This window comes from Nocardia paucivorans NBRC 100373 (assembly GCF_000308675.1).
Lineage (GTDB): Bacteria > Actinomycetota > Actinomycetes > Mycobacteriales > Mycobacteriaceae > Nocardia > Nocardia paucivorans.
Genome location: NZ_BAGE01000128.1, coordinates 19,546 through 43,581, shown reverse-complemented (window position 1 = coordinate 43,581; position 24,036 = coordinate 19,546). Strand labels below are relative to the sequence as shown.

The following is a 24,036-nucleotide window of genomic DNA, read 5'->3' as shown; positions in this document are numbered from 1 at the left end:
GGCGGGACGGTCACCCCGCCCGCGGTGCGGTGTCGCCGACCGGCTCCGGACCACAGGACGGGGCCGCGATCCCGTTGAAACGATCGATCATCCATGCCGCCGCCGCGGGCACATTGGCGAATTCGGGGATCCCGTGCCCCACCGCGGTCCCCGGAAGAATCGGCGGCAACTCGATGGTCTCCAGCGTGACCGGCACCCCGCGTCCACACCAGGCTTGCGCGAGGTCGTACACGCGGTTGTAGGGGACCGCGTCGTCGTTGACATTGGACGCGAGGAGAACCGGCGCGGTGGGAGTCAGGTTTCCGACGGCCTGATCCTCGACGACGCGCCGGCCGACCGGGTCATCGACAACTGCGGCGCCCAGGGATTCACCGGTTTTCGTCCATTGCGAGGTGCGCTGAAACGAGTAGTTCAGCAGGGTCTCCCCAACACATTGGCCGGCGGTATCGCGCATCATGACATGGCCCCGGTCGTTGAGAACACGGTCGAGAACCGGTCCGATCTCCGGGTTCGTGCGCATTGCGCCGTTGAGGAAATAGCCGACGACCCCGATGAGGGTGCTTCCTTCCGCCCGGGCCAGGGTGTCGTCGAGCTTCACGGGCGGAGCTCCGGCATAGGTGCCCCGCACATTCAGCTCCGGGGCGTAGGTCGGCTGCAGTTCCGCGGCGGCCGCCGCGGCATGGCCGCCCTGGGAGTAGCCCCAGAATCCGATCGGGCCTTCCGAGCTCAACGAGGTCCTCGGAAGTCGTTGAGCGGCTCGGGCCGCGTCGATGACCGCACGCGCCGAGGCGGTCCGGTTGCCGTAGGGGTGCGGGCCCGGAGTGCCCAGACCCACGTAATCGGTGAAGACGACGGCGATCCCCCGCGCCAGCAGGTAGGCGACGGCCGCCTGTTCGTAGGCGATCGACACATCCAACGGCGGACTGTAGCGCACCAGCGACTGCATGGCGATCGAGGGCGCGCACTGGCGACCCGCGCCGATCGTTCCCGAGGCCAGCGACACCAAGGGACGCGGCCCGTTACCCGCCCACGGAACATCGGGCTCGAAATAGGTGCCGGTCACCGCAATCGCGCGACCGGTGTCGTCGATGCTGCGGTACATGATGCGTCGCGCCGAACCGGGAAAGGTTCCCGTTGCCGACGGAATCGACAGGACGGGGGTGAAGGGTTGTTCGCGGATCACATCCCCGGCCGTCCCACCCGGAAGCACCGAGGGCGGATCGTAGAAAGACCCCCACGGCCCGGCAGGCGCCGAGATATCGGGCGGACTAGCCGACGCCGGCGGTGCACCGAACCCGGTGAATACCATCCCGAGGGCCATCACCACCGCCGCCGATCGGGCCCACACACCACTTCGCATCGAATTCGACTCCATTCGTGGTCGCCGCACCGACTTCCGTGAAGTGACGCAGGACACAGAAGCATTGCGTGGCCCACATTACAAACAACCCTCGCTCAAAAGTCGAGGATCGGCGAACTCGGACGGATCCGCGATCCCACAACGGTCGACGCGACACCCTTCTCCGGACCCTCGAAAAATACAGAGCAACTGCTCTGTTACTCTCCGGTAATGCCTCGTCCCCGTACCCACGATCCGAATCGGTTGCTGGACACCGCCGAGAAGATCGCCGTGGAATCCGGTGCCGCGGCGGTCACCGTTCGCGCCCTCTCGGAGGCCACCTCGATCTCCAACGGGGCGATCTACCACGCGTTCGGGTCGCGGGCGGGGCTGATGGGACAGGTCTGGCTGCGCGCGGCGCAACGCTTTCTGGAATTGCAGCGCAACGCCGTCGAGGCGGCCTTCGCCGCGGGACCGGCGCCGCAGAACGCGATCGAGGCCGTCGTGGCGGCGGCCGACACCCCCGCGGAATATTCGATCCGGCACCCGATCTCCGGACGGTTCCTGCTGACCGTGCGCCGCACGGAAATTCTCGGCTCCGGTGATGTTCCGACCGAGGTGGCCGCGCGGTTGCGCAATCTCGACCAGGACCTCGCCACATTGTTCGTTCGGCTCTCGCGCGGGGTGTGGAACCGCGCCGATCCCGAGTCGATCGCGGTCATCCGTGACTGCGTGGTGGAACTGCCCGCCGCACTGTTGTTACGCGGGTGGCGCACCCCCGAACCCGCCGTACGGGCCCGCCTCGCCGCGGCGGTGCGGGCGGTGCTGACGCTCCCACCTCCCGAACCGACGCGGCCCGGCGACCCGGCCGCCCGACCGAACCGAAAGGTGCAACCATGACCACCCAGCTGTCCTATCGCGACAAGGTCGCCGTGCTGAACCTCGGCGACGGCGAGAACCGGTTCTCTCCCGCCTGGCTCGACAGCCTCGAAACCCACCTGGACGAGGTGGAACGCAACGCACAGGGCCTCGTGACCGTCGGAATCGGCAAGTTCTACTCCAATGGTCTGGATCTGGATTTCCTGATGACCAATGGTGACCGCACGGATTGGTATGTCGAGCGCGTGCACAATTTGTTCGCCCGGGTCCTGACCTTCCCGATGCCGACCGTGGCCGCGGTCAACGGCCACGCCTTCGGCGCCGGGGCGATGTTGGCGATCGCACACGACTACCGCGTCATGCGAGAGGACCGCGGCTACTACTGTTTCCCCGAGGTCGATATCAATATCCCCTTCACACCCGGAATGGCCGCGCTGATCCAGGCCAAGATCGTCCCGCAGACCGCGATCACCGCCATGACCACCGGCCACCGCTACGGCGGCGGGCAGGCTCTGGCCGCCGGGCTCGTCGACGACACCGCCACCGAGGAGCGGGTTCTCGACAGCGCCGTCGAACGCCTCGACGCACTCCTCGGTAAGAACCCCGACACGGTGCGGGCCATCAAGACCACCATGTTCGCCTCCGTCGTCGAAACCCTGCGCGCCCACCCCGGCCGGTGACGTGCGCCCCCGTGGGCTCCACGACAACCCCGTGCCCCGCCCACCGGTGAGACCCCCTATCGCAGGCGGGACCCGACCTCACTCGTCTCCGCTGCGGACTCACCGGCGGCGGTCCTCGGGGGACGTGCTCGGGTGAATGCCGCTTTCAGCCGGTTCCGCAACAGGGCGAAGGCGCGCAGATCGACGTTCCGGAGCGCCTCCACCAGCAGACGAATGGGTTCGGCGCACGAGTCGTAGCGGGCACGGGGATCCTTGGCGAGTGACCGGTGCAGGATCTCGTCGACCTCGGAGGGAATCCACCGTTGACGCTCGGAGATCCGCGGCGGCCGCTCGCGCAGATGCGCTTGCGCGGTGGCCATGAGATCGGCCCGTGGGAACGGCGGACGACCGGTGAGCAGCTCGACCGCCGAACAGACCAGCGCGTATTGATCCGTCGCCGGTGACACCGTATCCGCCCGCAACAGCTCCGGCGCGGCATACGGCACCGACACCACGACGAAACCGTTGGTGGCCAAGGGCGGTTCGGGCCGATGCAACCACCGGCCCTGATCGAAATCCGAGATCTTCACCGTGGCGGGTTCGTCGATCCCCACCAACACGTTCGCCGGTTTGATATCGAGGTGAACCACGCCGTTGGCGTGCGCGTGGTCCAAACCCGCCGCGACCCGGGTCAGCATATGGAGCGCGCGCCGCAGATCCGGCCGCTGCCACGGCATCGGCACCACCGTCGATCCCGTAGTGCCCGCCACATACTCCCGCGCCGACCACAGCCGGCCATCGGTTTCCCCGTGTGCGTACATTCGCACGATGGCGGGATGCCGCAGCGCGGACAGGATGTCGTATTCGTGCAGGAATCGCGCCCGCGCCTCGGGCGATCGACTGTCGACCGGACCCAGGATCTTCAGTGCCACCTGCCGCGATCGCTGCCGATCCTCGGCCAGGTACACCTCGCTGCTACCGCCGTGGCCCAGTTGGGCCCGCACGACGAAACCCGCGAACTGGTCCCCCGGCTCGAGCGCCATCATCGTCCCACCATAATCGAGCGGGTTCACTCGGATCCTTCCCCACAGTGGCCGGCCGGTCACCCCGGTGGGGACGTCGAGCAGGCGGCCGTGACGGCCCGATCACCGCACGGCAGTAGCGGATATCGGCGTGTGGGCGCACGCCTCGGTCCCGCCGAACCATCCGGTGAGCACGGCGGTCAGGGCAGCGCGGTCGATGGCCTGACCGGCCGGGTTGACCCAGGCGACGTGGCCGTCGGGACGAAGGAGCACTGCATCCACTGCGGGGACGTCACCGAATACCGGCACATGCCACCGGCCGTCGGATGGGGCGGATACGAGCCGGGCGACGATACGGTCCACCCGGTCGCTCCATGGCGCGAGGGCGTCGGCCGATCCGTCGACACCGAGATCGATCAGCACGGGCCGGGCACGACGCAGCAGGTCGAACACGGTCGTATCGCCGCGGTCGGTGGTGAGGACCGTATCGGGCATTCGACGTCCCAGCAGGGGGTGGGTGTCACCGAGGGGATAACGCAGATCCAGCCCGCTGAGAATTCCACTGAGCTGCAGGCAGACCTGCGGGACGGTGAGGATATCGGCGACGACATCACGGAGGTCGTCGTTCTGCCGCCCCGGTTTGATCAGCGCAGTCTGGGCTCTGGTCAGCCGAAGCACGGTGGCCGCGATCGCATGCCGTTCCTCGTGGTAGGTGTCCAGTAGCGAGTCGGGCGCGGCATGTCCGAGTACGGCGGCGAGTTTCCAGCCCAGGTTCACCGCGTCCTGGATTCCGAGGTTCAGACCCTGTCCCCCGATCGGCGCGTGGGTGTGGGCGGCATCGCCGGCGAGGAACACCCGGCCCCGACGATAGTGGGTGGCCTGACGGAAGCCATCGGAGAAGCGCGAAGCCCATCGCGCATCGCGCAGACCGTAATCGGTACCCAGTCCGTCGTGCATAACCTCCCGCAGTTCGTCCAGGGTGACCGGCGCCGAGCGGTCGGCGGGGGGTTTCGCGTACATCAGGCTCAGGCGGAACCATCCCGGTTCGGCCCGCGAGATCTGGTAGGTGCCGATGTGTTCGTTGCGGCCGAAAACGCCGTTACCGTCGGGCGGACAATCCAATCGCACATCGCCGACCACCCAGAACGAGACCGGTTCGTCGCCGGGAAACGGGATACCGCACAGCTTGCGCACAGCGCTGTGCCCACCGTCGCAACCGACGAGGTAGTCGGCGCGGATCGAGTCCGGACCGGTCGGCCTGTCGAGCCGGACCTCGACTCCGTCGGCGTCCTGACACAGGTCCACCACGGCGGTCGACCACACGATACGAGCGCCGAGTTCGGTTGCGCGGGTAGTGAGAATTCGCTCGGTTTCGTGCTGCGGCAGGATCAGCGCGGCGGGCCAGTCCGGATCGAATCGATGCGGGTTCATCGGAATACCGGAGAACAAGACCGCGGGCAGGGTCTTACCGCGGTCGAGGAACTCCTCGGCCAATCCGCGTTGGGCGAAGATCTCGAGACTACGAGCATTGATACCGGGTGCGCGCGACTCACCGACGGTACCCGATGAGCGCCGCTCCACCACGACGACTTCGATTCCCGCGAGCCGTAGTTCGATGGCCAGCATCAGACCGGTCGGTCCGGCGCCCGCGATGACGACCCGTGACCGCGATGTCGATATGTCAGTTTCCATAGGACCCTATGTAACACTAAATAGGTACCTATGTAAAATAGGGTCATGACCATCCCACCACTGCCCGGCCCGGCCCGACTGATCAATCACGCCGCCCGCATGCTCGCCCGCGATGGAGACGCCGCACTACGCCCCCTGGGCCTGCGATACGCCCAGGTCCCGGTTCTGGCCCTACTGCGCGACGGCGTCGAACTAACCCAGAAGGAGCTGGCCGAGGCCACCGGTATCGAGCAACCCTCCATGGCCCAACTGCTCACTCGAATGGAACGCGACGGACTGATCCGCCGCACCCCGAATCCCCGCGACGCACGCAGTCAGCGGATCGGGCTCACCGATAAGGCCGCCGCATGTTCGACCGCGGCTCGTAGACAACTGGCCGAACTCGACAAACGGGCCGTGGCCGGGTTCAGCACCGCCGAGATCCGAACCCTCGAAGAACTACTGACCCGACTCAACGACAACCTCGCCCGAGGAAAGACCGGATCCGGCGCGAAAACCGAAACCACTCCGCCTTCCGACGAGTGATCCGAAACCATCGCCGACCATCGCCGACCATCGCGCGGGCGCACCCGGAAATCACACGAGCGACCGGAGCGAGCCCCCTCGACCCACCCGCGCCGCCCTCAGCGCGGCATATCGGGACACAACCACGCCGATCCGACCTGAGCCCGCTCCGTCGAGCGAGACCGGACGCCGCGGACACCCGCTCGACGCTACAGCAGGCGTCGCTGCACGACATCCGCGATGACCGCGGTGACGACATCGTCGACGGCCCCACCATCCGGTGGGGCGTTCCGTCGGTCGGCGAACAGCAGATGCCCGGCACCGATCAGCGAGAGCGCGAGCGAGTCGACATCCGCGTCGGCGGCAATGCGCCCGAGTTCGCGTTCGTCGGACAGGTAGCGCGCGAGCACGGCACTCGCCTCGTCAAGCACCGGAATCCCTCGGCCCGAACCGCTCTCGCGCAACCGGGTACGCAGTTCGTCCCGGAAGACGACGAGCCCGACGATCGACACGGCAACCGCGTCGAACAGACTCGTCAACGCGTCGGCGAGATTGGCGGCCACGGCGCCGGTTCCGGCGGCTCGACGCAACTCGGCGCCCCAACCCTCGATCCGGGCGATGCGGGCGCGCACGAGTTCGACGAGGAAGGCGTCGAAGTCGGCGAAGCGCCGGTGCAGAACACCTTTGGCGACACCTGCCTCAGTGGTGACCGCCCGGCTGGTCAGCGCACTCGGACCGTCGCGCAGCAGAACCCGTTCGGCGGCGTCGAACAACTGTTGGCGCGCATCACGAATATGCACCCCGGTGGGCACCGCGCCTCCTTTCACGCCTCGACGACCCGATTCTTTCACGCCTCGACGACCCGATTGCCAAGTGGGCATGCGCCCACTAACGTGGGCGCATGCCCACTTCAACACCTGACCCCACTCAACCCTCCGATCGGGAACCGCATCGGCACCGCGCGATGGCCGAATCGTTCGGTGTGGACCCCGAGCGTTACGACCGGGCCCGGCTCCGCTACCCCGACGAACTGGTGCAGCGAATCATCACCACCGCACCCGGCCGCGACATACTCGACGTCGGCTGCGGCACCGGTATCGAGGCCCGCCAGTTCCGGGCGGCCGACTGCACCGTACTCGGCGTCGACCCCGACCCGAGGATGGCCGACTTCGCGCGCCGAACCGGCATCGAGGTCGAGGTGTCCACCTTCGAGGACTGGGATCCCGCCGGTCGCACCTTCGACGCCGTCGTCGCGGGGCAGGCATGGCATTGGGTCGACCCGGTGGCGGGAGCGGCCAAAGCGGCACGGATTCTGCGCCCCGGCGGCCTCCTGGCGGTGTTCGGACACGCATTCGACGCCCCGACCGAGGTCACCGAAGCCCTCGCCACGGCCTACCGGCGCGTGGCACCCGACTCACCGCTGCGTTTCCCGACCACGGGCGACGACCGCAACTCCATGACCGCCGTGCAGATCTACCAGGCGATGTTCGCCAAGGCCGCCGATGGGATACGGCAGGCGGGCGGCTTCGACGAGCCGGAGCAGTGGCGATTCGACCGGGAGCAGTCCTACACCCGCGACGAATGGCTGGACCATCTCTGCACCACCGGCGCCCTCACCCAACTCCCGCCGGAAAAACTGACGGAGGTCCTGGATGTCGTCGGGGCCGCCCTCGACAGAATCGGAGGTGGTTTCACCCTGCCGTACACCACCCTGGCGGCCACCGCCGTGCGCAACAACACCGCCTGACCCACCGGATCACCCACCACGCCGGGACCGACGGCCCCGGACTCCGCCGACCCGGCGGTGAATGCCGGTAGCCTGGCGGGGAATTCTCCGTCCATCGGTGAACCGAGTCCGAGGAGAGTCGGCGTATGACCCAGATGGCGAGTTCCGGTGGCGACACCTCGGCCGACAATATCGGCAGCCGCGGTGGCACGTCGATCGCGCCCCGGCCGTATCACCTCTCCGACGCGCCCGGGCCGCTCTCGAGGGACGAACTCGAAACCCTCGACGCGTGGTGGCGCGCGGCCAACTATCTGGCGGTCGGGCAGATCTATCTGATGGCGAACCCGCTGCTGCGCGAACCACTCGCCCCCGAACACATCAAACCCCGGTTGCTCGGCCATTTCGGGACGGTGCCCGGCCTCAATCTGGTATGGGCGCACGCCAACCGCGCGATCGTGGCCCGGGACCTGCACGCCGTGTTCGTCGCGGGACCCGGACACGGCGGTCCGGGCCCGAATGCCTGTGCCTGGTTGGAAGGCACCTATTCCGAGCTCTACAGCCACGTCTCCCGAGACCAGGAGGGCATGCGCGCGCTGTTCGCCCAGTTCTCCTCCCCCGGCGGAGTGCCGAGCCACTGCGCGCCGGAGACCCCCGGGTCGTTCCACGAAGGCGGTGAACTGGGGTATTCGCTGCTGCACGCGTTCGGCGCGGCCCTGGACAATCCGGACCTGACGGTCTTCTGCGTCGTGGGCGACGGGGAAGCCGAGACCGGACCGCTGGCAACCGGCTGGCACGCGAACAAATTCCTCAACCCCGCCCGCGACGGCGCCGTCCTGCCGATCCTGGCGCTCAACGAATACAAGATCGCCAACCCCACCCTGCTCGCCCGTATCCCGCAGGCCGAATTGGATTCCCTACTGCACGGATACGGCTACGAACCCATCCTGGTGGCGGGTCGCGACCCGGCGACGGTCCACCAGCGATTCGCGGCCGCGCTGGACACCTGCCTGGAACGGATCGCGCAGATCCAGCGCGCCGCCCGCGGCGAGAAGGGCGACCACGACCGGCCGCACTGGCCGATGATCGTGCTACGCACCCCCAAGGGCTGGACATGCCCACCCCGAGTCGACGGCGAGCCGGTGGAAGGAACGTTCCGCGCCCATCAGGTGCCACTACCCGCCGCCCGCACCAACGCCGAACACCGGGCGGTGCTGGAGCAGTGGTTGAAATCGTATCGACCCGAAGAGCTGTTCGACGCGGCCGGCGCCCCCGTCTCGGAACTGAACCGATTCGTTCCGGTGGGTGAGCGCCGGATGAGCGCCAATCCGGTGAGTAACGGCGGCGCGCTGGTCCGCGACCTGCGCCTACCGGACTGGCGGGAATTCGGGGTGTCGGTGCCCGGGCCGGGGGCGAGCCGGCACGAGGCCACCCGGGTACTCGGCGGCTGGCTGCGCGAGGTGACGGCCCGCAATCCGCACAACTTCTTGATCTTCGCTCCCGACGAACTGGCCAGCAATCGCCTCCAGGACGTTCTCGAGGTCACCGGCCGCGACTGGCAGGCCGAGATCGGCGAGTTCGACGTCGGACTCGACCGCGTCGGACGGGTGATCGAGGTGCTGTCCGAGCATATGTGCCAGGGACTGCTCGAGGGCTATCTGCTCACCGGGCGGCACGGCGTCTTCACCTGCTACGAGGCGTTCATCCATATCGTGGACGCAATGTTCAACCAGCACGCCAAATGGTTGGACGCCAGTGCGGCGGTGCCGTGGCGGCGACCCATCGCAAGCCTGAACTACCTGCTGTCGTCACATGTCTGGCGCCAGGACCACAACGGATTCACCCACCAGGATCCCGGTTTCCTCGATGTGGTGCTCAACAAGAAACCCGAGATCGTGCGGGTATATCTACCGCCGGACGCCAATACCCTGCTGTCCACCTTCGACCACTGTCTGCGTTCGCGCCACTACGTCAATGTGGTGGTGGCCGGTAAACAACCACAGGCCGACTGGCTTTCGGTGGCCGAGGCCGAACTGCACTGTGCGCGTGGGCTCGGCATCTGGGAGTGGGCCGGCCACAACGACGATACGGCGACCACCCCCGATGTCGTCCTGGCCTGCGCCGGTGACGTTCCGACCCTGGAAACCCTCGCCGCCGCCGCGATACTGCGCCGGCGGCTGCCGTGGTTGCGCGTCCGGGTGATCAATGTCGTCGACCTGATGCGGTTGCTGCCCAGCGACGCCCACCCGCACGGCCTGCCCGACAGCGAATTCGACACCCTGTTCACCCGCACCGCGCCGGTGATCTTCGCCTTCCACGGCTACCCCTGGCTGATCCACCGGCTCACCTACCGACGGGCCAACCACGCGAATCTGCACGTGCGCGGATACAAGGAACGCGGCACCACAACAACACCGTTCGACATGGTCATGCTCAACGACCTGGACCGCTACCACCTGGTGATGGACGTTATCGACCGGGTGCCCACCCTGCGGGAACAGGCGGCGGGACTGCGTCAGGAAATGGTGGACGCCCGCCGGCGGGCCCGCACCTGGACCCGGGAGCACGGCGAGGACATCCCCGAGGTGGCCGACTGGACCTGGCCGGACCGACACTCGTGAGTTCCCCGCCTCGGACCGTGAGACGCGATCGGCGATGCGCCGAGTCGGATCTCGGCCCCTCGACGCACCGGCCCGCCCGGTAACGTCTATCCCGGCGCGGGGAACACCGGTGGGAGTCCGGGGCTGTCCCGCAACTGTGACCGAGGAGCGATCCGCCGATTTCATGGCCACGACCTACCCGGGTTGGAAGGCCGGTGGGGATGCGTTGATCCGGAAGCCAGGACACCGGCGCCGGCATGACGGGATACCACCCACGAGGATGGCGATGAACAACTCCACAGCAGTACGGACCCGAATCGGCCGTCGACGCGTCATGACCGGGGCCGCGGCACTGTTCGGGCTCGCGGCCCTGGGCGGTGTTCCGACCCTGACCGGTTGCGGCACCGATATGGGGCCGGCCGGTATCCCCGCCGGACCACCCCGGCCGGGGGGTCGGTTGCGTTCGGCGTTGGCGGGCTACTCCGGGAGCGCCGATGTGCTCGACCCGCACGAGGCGGGCAGCTCGGCGGGCGGAGCGGTGGCGAAGAACGTCTGGGACAAATTGGTCGCCTACAACAACGACCTGACCCCTCGCTATCGGCTCGCCCGAGCCCTCGAGCCCAATGCCGACGGGAGCGAATGGCGAATCCGGCTCCGACCGGGCGTGGTCTTCAGCGATGGCACGCCGTTGACCTCGCGGGACGTGCTGTGGAGTTTCGAGCGGATGCTCGATCCGGCGAAACCGTCGTCGGGCGATCTGGCGATGGTCGATATGTCCCGCACCCGCGCGGACGGCGACCTGGACGTCGTGGTGGCGATGCACACACCGACCGCCGATTTCGCTTCCGTGTTGGCGGGCTGGTACTGCTACATCGTCAAGGACGGCACCACCACCTTCGACGAACACACCCTGCCGGCGGGCACCGGCCCCTTCACCCTGGCGAGTTGGTCACCCGGTGATCGCGCCCTGCTGCGACGCAACGACCGGCACTGGGACGGGCCGCCGCTCCTGGACGAGGTGGAGATCATCCAGATCGCCGAAACCACGGCGCGGATGAACGCCTTCCTGTCCGGTGAAGCCGATATCGTCCACGAAACGAGCTATCTGCAGGCCCGCGAATTGGAAAGCGATCCGAGTGTCACGGTACTCGTGCCCCCGGCGGGCATCATGGCGGCGTTCCAGATGCGGGTGGACCTCCCTCCGTTCGACGATGTGCGGGTCCGGCAGGCGATGCGGCTGGCCGTGGACCGGCAGGCGATGGTCGATTCCGTCTACTACGGCTACGGCGAGATCGGCAACGACATCTACGGTAAGGGCGCGCCGTTCTACCACGACGCCCTCCCCCAACGCGGCTACGATCCACAGCGGGCCCGGGACCTGTTGCGCGCTGCGGGCAAGGAGAACTTGAAGGTCACGCTGCCCACCGCCGACGCCACCCCGGGAATGGTCGAGTCGGCGACCCTGTACGCCGAGCACGCCAAAGCGGCAGGTATCACCATCGAACTCGAATCGGTACCGGCCGACACCTACTTCTCCCAGGTCAGCGGCAAGGCTCCGTTATCCCACGTGGGGTGGTGGAACTACGGTCTCGACTATTTCTACGGCCAAACCATGACCAGTTCGTCACCGAGTAACGGCACCGGCTGGCGGCGGCCGAGCTGGGACGCGAAATTCGCGCAGGCGCGAGCGGCGATGAACCCGCAACGCCGACGCGAACTGTATCTCGAACTGCAGGAGGAGCTGTGGCGGGAAGGGGGCTACATCCTGCACAGTTTCGCGAAACGCCCCAACGCGGCCCGCGTGCACGTCCAAGGGGTGCGCAATGGTGTGCCGGGCACCGACGACTGGGCGAACTACGCCGGCGTCTGGCTGGCCGTCGAAGGGTGAGCGGGGGTGCTGCGGTATCTCCTGCGCCGTATCGGTGCGGCCATCGGTGTGCTGTTCGCGGTCGCGCTGATCGTTTTCGGCCTGTTCGAAACGCTGGATTCGGATGCGGCGGTGGTGGTCCTGTCCCGGCAGGGAGCCGGCGATCCCACGCCGGAGCAGTTGACGGCCCTGCGCGCCGAGCTGGGGTTGGACCGGCCCGCGCCGGTACGGTTCGCCGAATGGATTGTCGATTTCCTGCACGGCGATCTGGGGCACTCGTTGCTCTCGGGTCGCCCGGTCGGTGACATCCTGCTGGACCGGCTCGCCAACAGCGTCGCGCTGGCGCTGGTCACCACCGCGGTGTTGATCCCCCTGGCAATAGGACTCGGCCTGTGGGCCGGCGCCCGTCCGGGGTCGCGTACCGATCGGATGGTCAGTGTCGTCGCATTGAGCATCGAATCGATGCCGTCGTTCATCGTCGGCGTCCTGCTCGTCGCGGTCGTCTCCCTGTCCCTGCGCCTACTGCCCGCGGTATCGCTGGTGCCCACCGGAACCAGTGTGTGGAGTCGTCCCCAGGTGTTGATCCTGCCGGTGACCTGCCTGCTACTGGGTTTGCTACCACATCCGGTGCGGATGGTCCGGGCCCGAACCGCCGAGGTCGTGGCCGCCGAATACATTCGGACCGCCCGACTGAACGGGGTCGGCGGCCTCCGACTGTTCTTGCGGCACATCGCCCCCAACGCGGTATCCGCATCGATCCACCCGCTCGCCGGATCGGTGGTGGGATTGGTCGGCGGTATCGCCGTCGTGGAGGCGCTGTTCGTCTACCCGGGTCTGTCACAAGAGCTGTTGAACGCCATCGCATCCCGCGACTACCCATTCGTCCAGTCCACCGCGGTACTGCTGGCCGCATTCGGAATCGGGGCCTACCTGGTCGCGGACCTGCTCGCACTCCTGGTCGATCCACGGGCGCGCACCCTGGTCACCGAGGTGCGGCGATGAGGCGCGGAACCCGAACCCGGACGGTCTGGCTGGTGGTCCTGATATCGGTGCTCCTCGTGGTGCTACTCGGCCCGCTGTTCGCGCCATACGCGCCGACCGCCCCCAGCGGTCCACCGTTCCGGCCACCGAGCGCGGACCATCTGCTGGGAACCGATGTCGTCGGTCGTGATGTGCTCAGTCGGGTGCTGCACGGTGGGCTTCCATTGCTGACGATCGCCGCCGTGTCGCTGATCGTGGCCTATACGGCCGGGGTGGGCCTGGGACTGCTCGCCGGTCTGCGGCGCGGCACCGACCGCTGGATCATGCGACCGGTCGACACGATCGTCGTCATCCCATGGTTTCTGCTACTCGCCGTGATCGCGACGGCCCTCGGCGCCGGTCCCGGCGCGATCGTACTCACGGCCGCGCTGACAGCGGTGCCGTGGATCGTACGGATCGTCCGCACCGCGGTGCACGAGATCGCCGGCGCCGGGTTCGTGGAATCGGCACGGGCCCGGGGCGAACCGCTGTGGCGACTCGCTCTGGTGGAGGTGCTGCCCAATCTCCGCGCGGTGGTGCAGGCCGATGCCGGGGTCCGGTTGTCCGGGGTGATCTCGATTGTCGCGGTCGGTGGTTTCCTCGGTTTGGGGCTGCGGCCGCCCTCCCCCGATTGGGCGTTGATGATCACGGAGAATCGGCCGGGATTCGGCCTCCAGCCCTGGGCGGTGCTCGCCCCGGCACTGCTGATCACGGCCCTGGTGGTCTCGGTGAACATGGTCGCCGACCGAACCTTGGAACCACGTCGACCGGCCCGAACCGGAACCACTCCGACGATCGACATCGCCGCGGAAGGTGTGCGAGTGGATCGGCTGACCGTGCGCACCGCGAACGGCCGACCGCTGCTAGAGGACGTATCGGTACGGGTGGCTGCCGGCCGAGGGCTGGCGATCGTCGGCCCGTCCGGAGCCGGTAAGACAACCTTCGTCTCGGCCGTCCTCGGCGCGCTGCCACCCGGGTCGACCGCCCACGGCTCCGTCACCATCGGTGCGGCCGGGAAACATCGCACCGTGGGATTCGTCCCCCAGGATCCGGCGGCCGGTCTCAATCCGGCGTTGCGAATCGGCACCGCAATCGCCGAGATCGCCCGCCTCCATGGCGGGCCCGACATCACGGCGCGGGTCGCCGCGGCCCTGCGTCGGGTGGGTCTGCCCGACGACCGCGCCTTCCGCCGCCGCTTCCCACACGAACTGTCCGGGGGCCAACAGCAGCGCGCGCTCCTGGCCATGGCGATACTCGGCGACCCGGCAGTACTCGTCCTCGACGAACCGACCACCGGCCTCGACGCCCGCGCCCGAACGGAACTCGTCACCACCCTCGCCACGCTGCGCCGCGAATCCGCGACCACGCTGCTGATCGTCACCCACGACCTGCCCACCGTGGCATCACTCGTCGACGACGTACTCGAACTGGCGCGGGGCCGGGTCGTTTCCCACTCTCCACTGATCAACCCACCCACCGAGACCGCCCCGCCGCCACCCGCTCGGCTCCCTGCCGCCACCACGAAACCGGTGCTGCGCGTGGACGATCTCACCGTCGCCCGCCGATCTCGCCCGATCGTCGACGGCATCTCGTTCACCCTGTATCCCGGCACCTGTCTCGCCCTCACCGGCCGCTCCGGGGCGGGCAAGACAACCGTGGCCCGTGCACTGGCGGGACTGCATCCCCCAATGCACGGAACGATCCGACTCGACGACACACTCCTGCACCCGACCGTCGATCACCGCCCCGTCGATCAACGCCGCGCCGTGCAGTTGATCTTCCAGAACCCGGCCGGCTCGCTCAATCCCACCCACCGCGTCGGCACTCAGATCGGCCGTCCACTGCGCCTACTGCGCGGTATGGATGCGGTCGCGGCGGCTCGCGAGACCGAGTACCTGCTGACCGCGGTCCGGCTCGACCCGGCACTGGCCGCGCGTAAACCCGGCGCACTCTCCGGCGGACAACAGCAGCGGGTGGCGATCGCCCGTGCCCTCGCCGCCGACCCGCGGGTCCTGATCTGTGACGAGATCACCACCTCGCTCGATCCCGAAACACAGGAGATCATCCTCGAACTACTCGACGATCTGCGCCGAAAAGGGTTGGCGTTATTGCTGATCAGTCATCAGAACACGGTCGTCGAACGGCTCGCCGATTCGGTGCTGTCCCTGGACGAGCTCGACCCGATGCCCCATCCCAGGCCACCCGCCGACGCCGACCAGGGCGTTCCGGCGTGACCTCTACCGTTGTACGCTACCGTCGACCACGAACCCATACGAGCACAACGACATCGGTCAACGCCCGTTCGCGTCGACGAGACCTGCCCGAAGCAACCGAAACGGGGCCGCCCCCGCCGGATTGAGCATGATGTCGAGTCCCTCCGGCAGAACCTCGGCCAGTTCGCTTCCCAGGATCGGGCACCAGTTCTCGACATCCAATCCCGCTTTCTGCACCTCGGCGGTTACCACCACCACGCACAGCGCCCCGTCCGGGGATTTCCCGATGACCGGCCGCTCCTGCTCGTCGGTGCCGATTTCCACCACACTGTCCCGCACGGTCGCCACCAACTCCTCGGCCACCTGTTCGCCCGAGACCATGAGCCGTATCAATGTATCGATCGGATCCGTGGGAATGTCCGGGGAGCTGGGCCGGTAATACGGATTGGGCCGGAAAGGCCCCACCTTCCCCTCCTCCTCGATCACCCATCCCCCGATCATCGCCTCCCGCGGGGGAGCGTCCGCCGGGTATCCCGGATCTACCAGAACGAACCAGTTGTCCTGTCGAATCGCGTCCGGCGTGGGGCCCATATCATCTTTTCCTTTTCGTCGTGCGGAATGGTCAGTCGATGTATTTCGGTTGTCGGCTTCCGTCCCGTTTCGCCGGTACATACAACCACGATTCCTCGACGTCGTCGCACTCGGATGTGAGGTCGTCGACTTCGATATATGCGACGGTGTCGTCGTCCGCAGTACCTATGTTCACATCATGAGGTGACATGAAGACCTCGAAGTCGTCTCCGAGTTCTTCGGAGACCTTGTCTCGAAGCACCAATGGCATCCTCGGACCGTTCCCCGCAGGACCGCAGGACGTGAACACCAACCTGCTCGGACCGTATCTGCCTCCCCCTGTGCGCAGGTGCCGACCGGCCGCGATCTCGCGTCGATTGGCCTCGAGCGCCTCCTTGAGGTGCCGATTGACCGTCAGTATCTTTGCGAAGTTCTCGTGATCGACGCCGACATAACAATATTCGGATCCCATGTCCACCAGAAAGGTGAAACCCTTCGGACTTGCGTGAACATCGACGAACAGCGGAGACGTCAGATTGAGAGCGGAATTCTTGTTCCCGGGATCCAACCTCTGCCACGGCGCAGGTATTTGATTTCCCTTGTTCCACCCCTTCGAATCGATCGAGTTCCGGTAGTAACCAAAATCGGGGAGAAACAATTCGGATTTGCTGAACAATTTCACGAGCGCCAGATCTTCATCATTGCTCGGATAGCATACCCCAATGGTGTTTCCCCATCGGTCGACCATGGGTTTGTAACACGCCTGACGCGGATCGAAGAGTACTTGATCCCCCTCGACGAATCGGTTCTCCTGCGGGGAATAGACGCCGCGAACGCCCGTGACGAGTTCTCTATCCTTCCGAACGAGCTCTTCCGCATTCTCGACGGGTTTCCTGTTCAACGAGGTCACGAACTCTCTGGCGCCCAGCGATCCATCGGAAAGGGCGTTTCGCAAGCGGGCAGCGACCCCCTGCATGAACCGGGACAGAGTGGGCATCCCGCTAGACCACCCGGCCTCGGGTGGCCCATACGACGGGAACGTCACCGGCATACAGCGCCTGGCGCATCCACGGCCCCCGACCGCACCCGGCCTCACATCCCACACGTGAACCGAAAGTTTGCCGATGCATCCACCCGAGAGTCGCCAATTCGTCTCCCACAGATCGAAACCGGATGGCAGGACCGGGCGCAACGCCTTTGCGTAGCCGGAAAATGCAGCCGCCCAATACGATTGAGTCCTGCTCATCACATCCTAAGCCATCGACCCCCTCCGCATACCGACTATCACCGCTCGTGGGGACTCGGCGGAATCTCGTTGCCGAAAACAAGAATGCGCACAGTCGGGAACAGAATGGTTCGAACGAACGCCAGGTCGGCATTCGCATCGTTCACGGCCGACTGTCACGGACCGCAGCCCCGACAGCCCGCCACGCCGGCACGGCGATGACCAGAGGCCGCAACCGGTCCACGCCGCATCCGACAGCACCGCGTCCCGGCCGGGTCGCCGCATCGCGGAAATATGCTGTCCAACAGGGTCGTATCCGTTTCGCGTCGAGCCCTACCGCTTCGACGATCGCACAAGCGAATCGTATTCGGCTGCGGCACCGCCACCGTCACGCGGGGCAGGCGCGAGCGGATACGAGGTCGCCGACATAAGTGCGGAATCAATGTCCACGAACACCGGTTTCAACCCGTTTCGCAGTATCGGGTTCACCGTCGTCGGAAATCCGGCCGCGGCCGTGATCACCTCGTCCCCGGAGCGCAGCAGAGAATCGCCCGGCCAGGTGGAGGTCGATGCGGTCACCGCGAGCAGGTTCGCCGAGGACCCGGAATCGGTCGGCCACGCCTTACGCAGCCCCATCTTCTTGGCGACCCCCTTCTCGAACCGTTGGGCCGGCCTCGCCGCCGCAGTACGCATATCCAGCGCGGCCTCGGCGGATCACGAGACCGAGCGATCGTCCACCGCACCCCGGCTCGATCCGGCACCCACCGCGCGCGAAGTCTCCGAGTTCTCGCCCGGTCGACAGCAGCTGGTGGTGATCACCCGGCCCGCAGTCGCCCGCCGGCCGCACCCCGGATATTCCCTGTCGTGGGGAGCGCCGCGTCGATCGGGGCCCGTTCACCGGTCGGGTGCTGCGCGAAGACCGCCCCGACACCGGGTGACCGGCACAGGCCCTCGACCTCGGTGACAAGATCATCTATAACCTGGAGGCGCCTGTTCCACCCGGCCGGCATACCGAGCCGGCCCGGTCGAAGGCCGCAGACCCGGCCCACCGTCGACCATCACCACGAACAGCGCGAGCACACAGCATCGATCCCGGAGAACGGATGACCTCGAACAAGTACAACCCGCTCAGGGACACCCCCGAGTATCAGGCGGGCCGACACGACGATGACTTCCAGAACTGGCTGCGGACGCAGGAAACGACCGTGGAGACCGAGTTCATCCGCAACGACGTACCCGAACTCGCCGGCCACCTCTACACCCGGGAAGGTCTCGTCATCGCCGAACAGCAGATGCTGCTTCGTTTCCCCACCGCGCACGACATGTTCTCCGAGGAAAACCTCGAGATCGGCCTGTGCTTCTTCTACGCCGTCGGCGAGACGTTCCGCCGCGCCCTCGACGGCACCTGGGCCGTCCTACCCCCCAACCCACCCGATCGGCCCGACCCACTCGCCGTCGTCGAGGCCCCCATGTGGACCGCTTTCCACGACATACAGCACACGATCGGTCTGGCCTTCGACCGTCGCTCCGGACAAGAGATCTCCTGGATCTACGATCGCGCCGTCAAACGACACCAGAAATGGGTCGACGCCGGCCGACCCGCCCGCGACGACGAGTAGATCCGAACCTGCCCACCCGCGCCGGCCGACTCAGCGCGGCCGGATCGCGTCGAAGAACAATCCCAGGTAGCGCTGCAACCGTTCCTCGTCGGCAGGCGTGCCCACCGCCCGCGCCAAGCCGATCAGCAGCCGACGGATATCGTCGGGGCCCACATCCGCGCGCACGGCACCCGCCGCGTGGGCCCGCTCCATGAGCTCGGCCACCGCGGCCCCAAGCTGCTCGGCCAGTGGCGTCACCGCCGCGCATGTGTGACGCCCCGCGTTCTCCAGCACCACCGCGATCCCCGGATCGGCCAGCTGTCCGCGCACCACGTACTCGACCACCCGCGCGAATCCCGCCGCCGCGTCCGGATGCGCCGCCGCCGCACGCGCCGCGGTCACCAGCTGCCGCATCCCCTCCTCGCCGAGTGCCTCGAGCAGGGACTCCTGCGTCGGGAAATGGCGATACACCGTACCGATTCCAACCCCGGCCAGCCGCGCGAGGTCCTTCATCGGTGGCAGCTCCCCCCGACTGCGCAATTGCTCGCGCGCCTTCTGCAGCACGGCGTCGCGATTGCGGGCGGCATCGGAGCGTAGCGGTGAAGTCACACCGACCACCTTACTAAGCGGAATAAATTCCGAACGGAATAAATTCCGCTTCATATGATCTCTTTGCACACCGTCCACGCCGACGGCCGCAATCGGACCTACACCCTCGTCCCCGCCACCGACCCCGAACCACCCACCCCGCTACTGCTGGTTTTCCACGGCTCCAACCAGAACGGCGCAACAGTACGCACCATGTCCGGCCTCGACGCACTCACCGACCACTTCCACGTCGCCTACCTCGACGGATACCGCGGCGGCTGGAACGACGGCCGCCCCACCACACCGACGGCCGCCACCCGCGAGAACATCGACGACATCGCCTTCACCCGGACGGTCATCAATGACATCCGCACACGAATGCCGATCGACCAGGTCTACGCGGCCGGTTACTCCCAGGGCGGCCAACTCGTACTCCGCATCGCCCGCGAAGCCCCCGAACTACTCGCCGGCGCCGCCCTCTTCAGCGCCGCCCAACCCGTCCCCACCCCACTACCGGAACCATCCCCCATGCCGTTCGTGCTTTTCCACGGCACCAAGGACCGGCTCGTCCCCTACAACGGCGGCACCGCGAGCCTCTGGGGTTTCCGCCCACGTGGCGAAGGGATGTCCGCCCCGGACACCGCCGCCTACCTCGCCCGACGCAACGGCATCACCACCACACCGGTCACCACCCGCACCGAAACCCGAATGCCGATCGTGCGCACCGACTACCGCCAGGACGGAAAACCGCCGGTCACCCTATTCACCGTCGAAGGCGGCGGACACGTCATCCCCGGCCGAGGCAAAGCCCCCTTCGTACTCGGCAGGATCGCCCGAAACCTCGACGCGGCCACCGAACTCACCACCTTCCTCCTCCGGTCACGCCGGCCCTGACCGGCACCTCCACGGAAACCGGAGCCTCCCCGGCAACACCAACCTCCGCTGGAGAGGCTCCGAACCCTGCCGCTAAGTCGAATCATCCGCTACCACAGCCGGGGGCGCATCGGGAAGTTCACCCCATGACGGTTGTGAGTGTCTTTCTCACGCATCGTGGGCACCGGTATCGAGGCGGCCATATCCCCGACACCGACCGTCACGATTCCGCCGTGCCCGGCAGAGGCGTCACCACAGAACGTCGAACATGACTGAAGATCACCGAAGTGCGCACATGCACGATCTCCCGCCGCTGGGTGAGACGATCCAGGATGAAGGCACTGAGCTGATCGTTGTCGGCCACCGCGATATGCAGCAGGAAATCGTCCCCACCCGCCATGACGAAGTACGACAACACTTCCGGCAGACCCTCGACGAAAGCCTGGAAGGACTCGATCACCGCGCGGTCCGGCGGACGTAGTTGCACGGCCACCATCGCCTGAGTACCGCGTCCGATCTTCCGCAGATCCACATCCGCGTGCAGGCCGCGCAGGATACCGCGCTTGGTCAGGCGCCGAACGCGCTCCAGACAGGTGGACTGAGCCACGTGCAGGCGAGCGGCCAGTTCCTTGTTCGTCAGCCGAGCATCTTCCTGCAAGAGCGCCAGCAATGCCGTATCAAGTTCGTCCAAAGGCATATCCAGCACCCTTTTCCCGAATGAAATTCGTGAATAGATCTATCTGCCGAATATAACACTGGCCCAATGGGTTCCATCCGTACAAATCGTTAGGGTGAGCGCCATGATCCCGCGTGACGGCGACCTTGCCGAACTCGTCGCCGCTACAGATACTGCGCAACCCGCCCACCGACACAGCCGCCTCTTGGCCGTCACGGCCGTTGTGGCGGCGGCACTGATCTGGAGCACATCGTTCGCGGTCACCAAAATCGCCCTGACCGGCATACCGCCGATGACGATCGGCGCGATCCGATTCGGCCTCGCCGCCCTCATCCTCGCCGCGATGGTCCATACCGGACGCAACCGCCGGCTGCCGACGGTCCGGCAGCGGTTGTTCATCGGTCTGGCCGGACTATTGGGTATCTCGGCGTACTTCGCCCTGGAGAACCTCGGCGTCGATCTCGCCACAGCGTCCGACGCAACGCTGATCGTCGCCTCGTACCCGATCATCACCCTGGCCCTGGAATCGATCCTGGGGCGCACCACCCTGTCGATCGTCCGGACGACAGGCATGATCATCTCCGTCGGCGGAGTATGGCTGATCGTGCGCGACGGAGCAGACAACGACCTCGGAAACCGGCTATGGGGTGACGTCCTGCTGATCCTCGGCGGACTCGTCTGGGCCGGCTACAACCTGGTAGCACAGCGCGATACCTCGGGCGCCTCACCGGTCGTGGTGACCTACTACCAGACGCTGGCCGGCGCGTCCGGTTTCCTCGCGATGTCGCTGTTCGAATCCAACCGCTGGACCTGGCCGTCCCCCGCCGACCTCGGCCGCATGCTGTTCCTGGCCGGATTCTGCTCAGTGGCCGCATTCCTGCTCTACAACTACGGATTACAGAAACTGTCGCCCAGCGTGGCGGTCAACCTTCTCAACATCGTTCCGGTCGCGGGCCTGATATGGGCGGCATCGCTGGCCGGAGAACCCATCGGCATCCAACAGATCATCGGCGGCTCGATCGTCATCATCGGCGTGTCGGTCGGTCAATACCAACGAAAAAACGACGAACCCACGGCAGAACCCGAGAAAGGAAACACCACATGACGCACCGACCGGCACTCAAATGCGCAATCGTGGTCAGCGACAAACTACCGACAGGACTCGCGGTCAATGCGGCGAGCGTGCTCTCGGCAACCATGGGACACCGCGTCGAAGGGCTTGTCGGCGAAGACGTGAAAGACGCCGACGGAACGATACATCCCGGCATAATCCACATCCCACTGCCGATCCTGGTGGCACCGCACGAACAGGTCGGCACCATCGCGCGAACAGCAGCCATACAAGACGGACTGTTCACCGTCGACTTCAGTGAACTGGCCCAAAGCTGCAGGACGTACGAGGAGTACATCGACAAAATGGCGACCACTCCTACCACGGAGCTGATCAACGTCGGGGTCGGTCTGCACGGTCCCCGTAAACAAGTCGACAGACTCATCGGTTCTCTGCCCTTGCTTCGCTGACCCGAAACCCGCTGCCGTATGTTCTGCGGCCACAAACCCACGCCGGCCACCCGGCCTCCTCGGCTCCGCCGATCAACGTGGCTGCGCCCTGGTCGACTTCCTTACTCCAAGCGGCCACGAACACACGGCCCTCGAGAGTCCAACCGTATCCGATACAGTTCCTTTGGTTGATCCCCATCGAATGCCACGCCGAGTTCAGGGCCGCCTACGGCACGACATCACCGGTCGATCAGAAACTCCACCGCTCGGCGATATCCGCGAATATGCTTGGCATGTATGGCCGTACAAGCCGCGATATGAACGTAGTGCGGCATCCTCGAGTCATACATTGCGTGGGCGGTTCTCGCGCTCGCTGTGGTCCTTGTAGCGCATACCAGACCGGACAGCCCCTCCCCGCACGCACGGGGAGCACATGACCACCCCGAAGACTGAGCACCGCAACCCGGGCTCATCCCCGCATGCGCGGGGAGCACTTCAACACGGCGTTCCCTCAGGGTTTGGTTCTGGGCTCATCCCCGCATGCGCGGGGATGAGCCCAGCACGATTTTTGAGGGCGAAAGAACGGCTCAGCCACTCCCCGCGCCTGCGGGGCACGGACGGCGGGGATGGTTGATACGCATCCCCACCATCTTCATGCTCGGGGTCTTCCCGGACATCCGACGGAATGTCTGCTCACGCAATAGACCAAAATGAGCAGAGTAAGCACCGACTCTCGGCGAGAGATGCGCAAAACCCGGCTCACCAACCGTCCGGATGGTTGCCGGGCTCGCTTCACGGTGCTACTGCACCCTGCAGTGACCAGCCTGCCGCATCTACGGACCACGGGACAACTCCAACACGGCATTGGCCACCCTTGCATGCGCGGGGAACACCACGGCCGCACCATCCAGCTGTTCGTCGACGAGGGCTCATCCCCGCATGCGCGGGGAACACTTCCTGACCTGGTACTTTCCTCGCAGAACGACCAATTCTCATTTACTTTCACTCCGGCTATAACTTCAACGTACTAGAACAGCTCACCGGCAACTACGCTCTCGCACCCGAGCCTCAACCCGGATCATCGTTGGCACGATGGTGGCCACCGACGAGATACCGGTTCTGCTTGCTCGTATGAATTTTTCTTGTGTCTGGGCCGCAGTCACCGATTTGCCCCCTAGATGCGCCGCCGAGATGCCTTGGACAACGAGTGGCGCTAGTGCCCCGGTGGTGTCTGCAAGAACGACACTGCCCCTACAATCAGGCTCACGGTGGACTGTTCGAATCGAAGGCCGTGTCGAAAGGCATTGGTAGCGCCTTCACGGCCTCGCAAGCGACCATCCCGCTGGACAAGCGCATCCAGGAGCTTGTGTGGTCGCCGATCCATGGTTGGCGGTGGTCTCGACGTCGGTCACAGACGGGTGGGGCAGCTATTTCGAGCAGGTCGAGACCGTGGGCGGTGAGTTGGCAGATCGCGAGGCGGTTGCCTCG

21 protein-coding genes and 1 riboswitch are annotated in these 24,036 nt (G+C 66.3%); of the genes, 12 read left to right on the top strand and 9 right to left on the bottom strand.

Annotated elements, in window-relative coordinates; all coding sequences use genetic code 11:
- Positions 1 to 10: 10 nt before the first annotated feature.
- Positions 11 to 1,360: a lipase family protein gene (locus ON32_RS26260; RefSeq protein ID WP_051133731.1), complete on the bottom strand. Its 1,350-nt coding sequence runs from the start codon at positions 1,358 to 1,360 to the stop codon at positions 11 to 13.
- Positions 1,361 to 1,570: 210 nt separating this feature from the next.
- Here ON32_RS26260 and ON32_RS26255 point away from each other — a divergent pair, with 210 nt between their 5' ends.
- Complete coding sequence (locus tag ON32_RS26255; RefSeq protein ID WP_040793717.1) at positions 1,571 to 2,239, top strand: TetR/AcrR family transcriptional regulator; 669 nt, start codon at positions 1,571 to 1,573, stop codon at positions 2,237 to 2,239.
- A complete protein-coding gene (locus ON32_RS26250) occupies positions 2,236 to 2,898 on the top strand; it encodes an enoyl-CoA hydratase/isomerase family protein (protein ID WP_040793716.1) in 663 nt (220 codons plus the stop codon). The genes ON32_RS26255 and ON32_RS26250 overlap by 4 nt, the downstream gene beginning before the upstream one ends.
- A 56-nt stretch (positions 2,899 to 2,954) precedes the next feature.
- On the opposite strand, the gene ON32_RS26245 is transcribed toward ON32_RS26250, so the two are convergent.
- A complete protein-coding gene (locus tag ON32_RS26245; protein ID WP_051133712.1) occupies positions 2,955 to 3,923 on the bottom strand; it encodes a serine/threonine-protein kinase in 969 nt (322 codons plus the stop codon).
- A gap of 99 nt (positions 3,924 to 4,022) precedes the next feature.
- Positions 4,023 to 5,591, bottom strand: coding sequence for an FAD-dependent monooxygenase (locus tag ON32_RS26240; RefSeq protein WP_083874806.1), 1,569 nt, complete (start codon positions 5,589 to 5,591; stop codon positions 4,023 to 4,025).
- A 45-nt stretch (positions 5,592 to 5,636) separates the two neighbouring features.
- On the opposite strand from ON32_RS26240, the gene ON32_RS26235 reads away from it, so the two are divergent.
- Positions 5,637 to 6,116 (top strand): MarR family winged helix-turn-helix transcriptional regulator, encoded by a 480-nt coding sequence (locus tag ON32_RS26235; RefSeq protein ID WP_040793715.1) that lies wholly within the window; start codon positions 5,637 to 5,639, stop codon positions 6,114 to 6,116.
- A gap of 188 nt (positions 6,117 to 6,304) precedes the next feature.
- Here ON32_RS26235 and ON32_RS26230 read toward each other — a convergent pair whose 3' ends face one another.
- Positions 6,305 to 6,907: a TetR/AcrR family transcriptional regulator gene (locus ON32_RS26230; protein ID WP_040793782.1), complete on the bottom strand. Its 603-nt coding sequence runs from the start codon at positions 6,905 to 6,907 to the stop codon at positions 6,305 to 6,307.
- A gap of 89 nt (positions 6,908 to 6,996) precedes the next feature.
- Between ON32_RS26230 and ON32_RS26225 the strand changes: the two genes are divergently transcribed.
- From ON32_RS26225 to ON32_RS26205, 5 genes are all read left to right on the top strand, one after another.
- Positions 6,997 to 7,842, top strand: a complete 846-nt coding sequence (locus ON32_RS26225; protein WP_083874805.1) for a class I SAM-dependent methyltransferase — start codon at positions 6,997 to 6,999, stop codon at positions 7,840 to 7,842.
- Between the two features lie 125 nt (positions 7,843 to 7,967).
- Entirely contained in the window at positions 7,968 to 10,439 is a 2,472-nt protein-coding gene (locus tag ON32_RS26220) for a phosphoketolase family protein (protein WP_083874804.1), read from the top strand.
- 99 nt (positions 10,440 to 10,538) lie between these two features.
- Positions 10,539 to 10,666: riboswitch (cobalamin riboswitch) on the top strand.
- A gap of 38 nt (positions 10,667 to 10,704) precedes the next feature.
- A complete protein-coding gene (locus ON32_RS26215; protein WP_040793780.1) occupies positions 10,705 to 12,306 on the top strand; it encodes an ABC transporter substrate-binding protein in 1,602 nt (533 codons plus the stop codon).
- Between the two features lie 6 nt (positions 12,307 to 12,312).
- Positions 12,313 to 13,287: an ABC transporter permease gene (locus tag ON32_RS26210; RefSeq protein ID WP_040793713.1), complete on the top strand. Its 975-nt coding sequence runs from the start codon at positions 12,313 to 12,315 to the stop codon at positions 13,285 to 13,287.
- Positions 13,284 to 15,539, top strand: coding sequence for an ABC transporter ATP-binding protein/permease (locus ON32_RS26205; RefSeq protein WP_051133711.1), 2,256 nt, complete (start codon positions 13,284 to 13,286; stop codon positions 15,537 to 15,539). Before ON32_RS26210 ends, ON32_RS26205 begins: the two co-directional genes overlap by 4 nt.
- Positions 15,540 to 15,596: 57 nt before the next feature.
- Here ON32_RS26205 and ON32_RS26200 read toward each other — a convergent pair whose 3' ends face one another.
- The 3 genes from ON32_RS26200 to ON32_RS26190 form a co-directional block, all read right to left on the bottom strand.
- Positions 15,597 to 16,109 carry a type VII secretion system-associated protein gene (locus ON32_RS26200; protein ID WP_051133710.1) on the bottom strand — a complete coding sequence of 171 codons (513 nt, stop codon included), beginning with the start codon at positions 16,107 to 16,109 and terminating at the stop codon, positions 15,597 to 15,599.
- Positions 16,110 to 16,140: 31 nt separating this feature from the next.
- Positions 16,141 to 17,334 (bottom strand): hypothetical protein, encoded by a 1,194-nt coding sequence (locus tag ON32_RS26195; protein ID WP_157224383.1) that lies wholly within the window; start codon positions 17,332 to 17,334, stop codon positions 16,141 to 16,143.
- Positions 17,335 to 17,646: 312 nt separating this feature from the next.
- Positions 17,647 to 18,006: a DegT/DnrJ/EryC1/StrS family aminotransferase gene (locus ON32_RS26190; RefSeq protein WP_040793711.1), complete on the bottom strand. Its 360-nt coding sequence runs from the start codon at positions 18,004 to 18,006 to the stop codon at positions 17,647 to 17,649.
- A 410-nt stretch (positions 18,007 to 18,416) separates the two neighbouring features.
- On the opposite strand from ON32_RS26190, the gene ON32_RS26180 reads away from it, so the two are divergent.
- Positions 18,417 to 18,932 carry a hypothetical protein gene (locus tag ON32_RS26180; RefSeq protein WP_040793709.1) on the top strand — a complete coding sequence of 172 codons (516 nt, stop codon included), beginning with the start codon at positions 18,417 to 18,419 and terminating at the stop codon, positions 18,930 to 18,932.
- 30 nt (positions 18,933 to 18,962) lie between these two features.
- Here ON32_RS26180 and ON32_RS26175 read toward each other — a convergent pair whose 3' ends face one another.
- Positions 18,963 to 19,520 (bottom strand): TetR/AcrR family transcriptional regulator, encoded by a 558-nt coding sequence (locus tag ON32_RS26175; protein WP_157224382.1) that lies wholly within the window; start codon positions 19,518 to 19,520, stop codon positions 18,963 to 18,965.
- A 54-nt stretch (positions 19,521 to 19,574) separates the two neighbouring features.
- On the opposite strand from ON32_RS26175, the gene ON32_RS26170 reads away from it, so the two are divergent.
- Complete coding sequence (locus tag ON32_RS26170; RefSeq protein WP_051133709.1) at positions 19,575 to 20,393, top strand: CE1 family esterase; 819 nt, start codon at positions 19,575 to 19,577, stop codon at positions 20,391 to 20,393.
- 199 nt (positions 20,394 to 20,592) lie between these two features.
- Here the strand turns inward: ON32_RS26170 and ON32_RS26165 are convergent, their stop codons facing one another.
- Positions 20,593 to 21,069 carry an Lrp/AsnC family transcriptional regulator gene (locus tag ON32_RS26165; protein ID WP_245551302.1) on the bottom strand — a complete coding sequence of 159 codons (477 nt, stop codon included), beginning with the start codon at positions 21,067 to 21,069 and terminating at the stop codon, positions 20,593 to 20,595.
- A gap of 103 nt (positions 21,070 to 21,172) precedes the next feature.
- Between ON32_RS26165 and ON32_RS26160 the strand changes: the two genes are divergently transcribed.
- Both ON32_RS26160 and ON32_RS26155 read left to right on the top strand, forming a co-directional pair.
- A complete protein-coding gene (locus tag ON32_RS26160) occupies positions 21,173 to 22,153 on the top strand; it encodes a DMT family transporter (protein WP_083874802.1) in 981 nt (326 codons plus the stop codon).
- Positions 22,150 to 22,569, top strand: coding sequence for a DUF2000 domain-containing protein (locus ON32_RS26155; protein WP_040793707.1), 420 nt, complete (start codon positions 22,150 to 22,152; stop codon positions 22,567 to 22,569). Before ON32_RS26160 ends, ON32_RS26155 begins: the two co-directional genes overlap by 4 nt.
- The last annotated feature ends 1,467 nt before the right edge of the window (positions 22,570 to 24,036 follow it).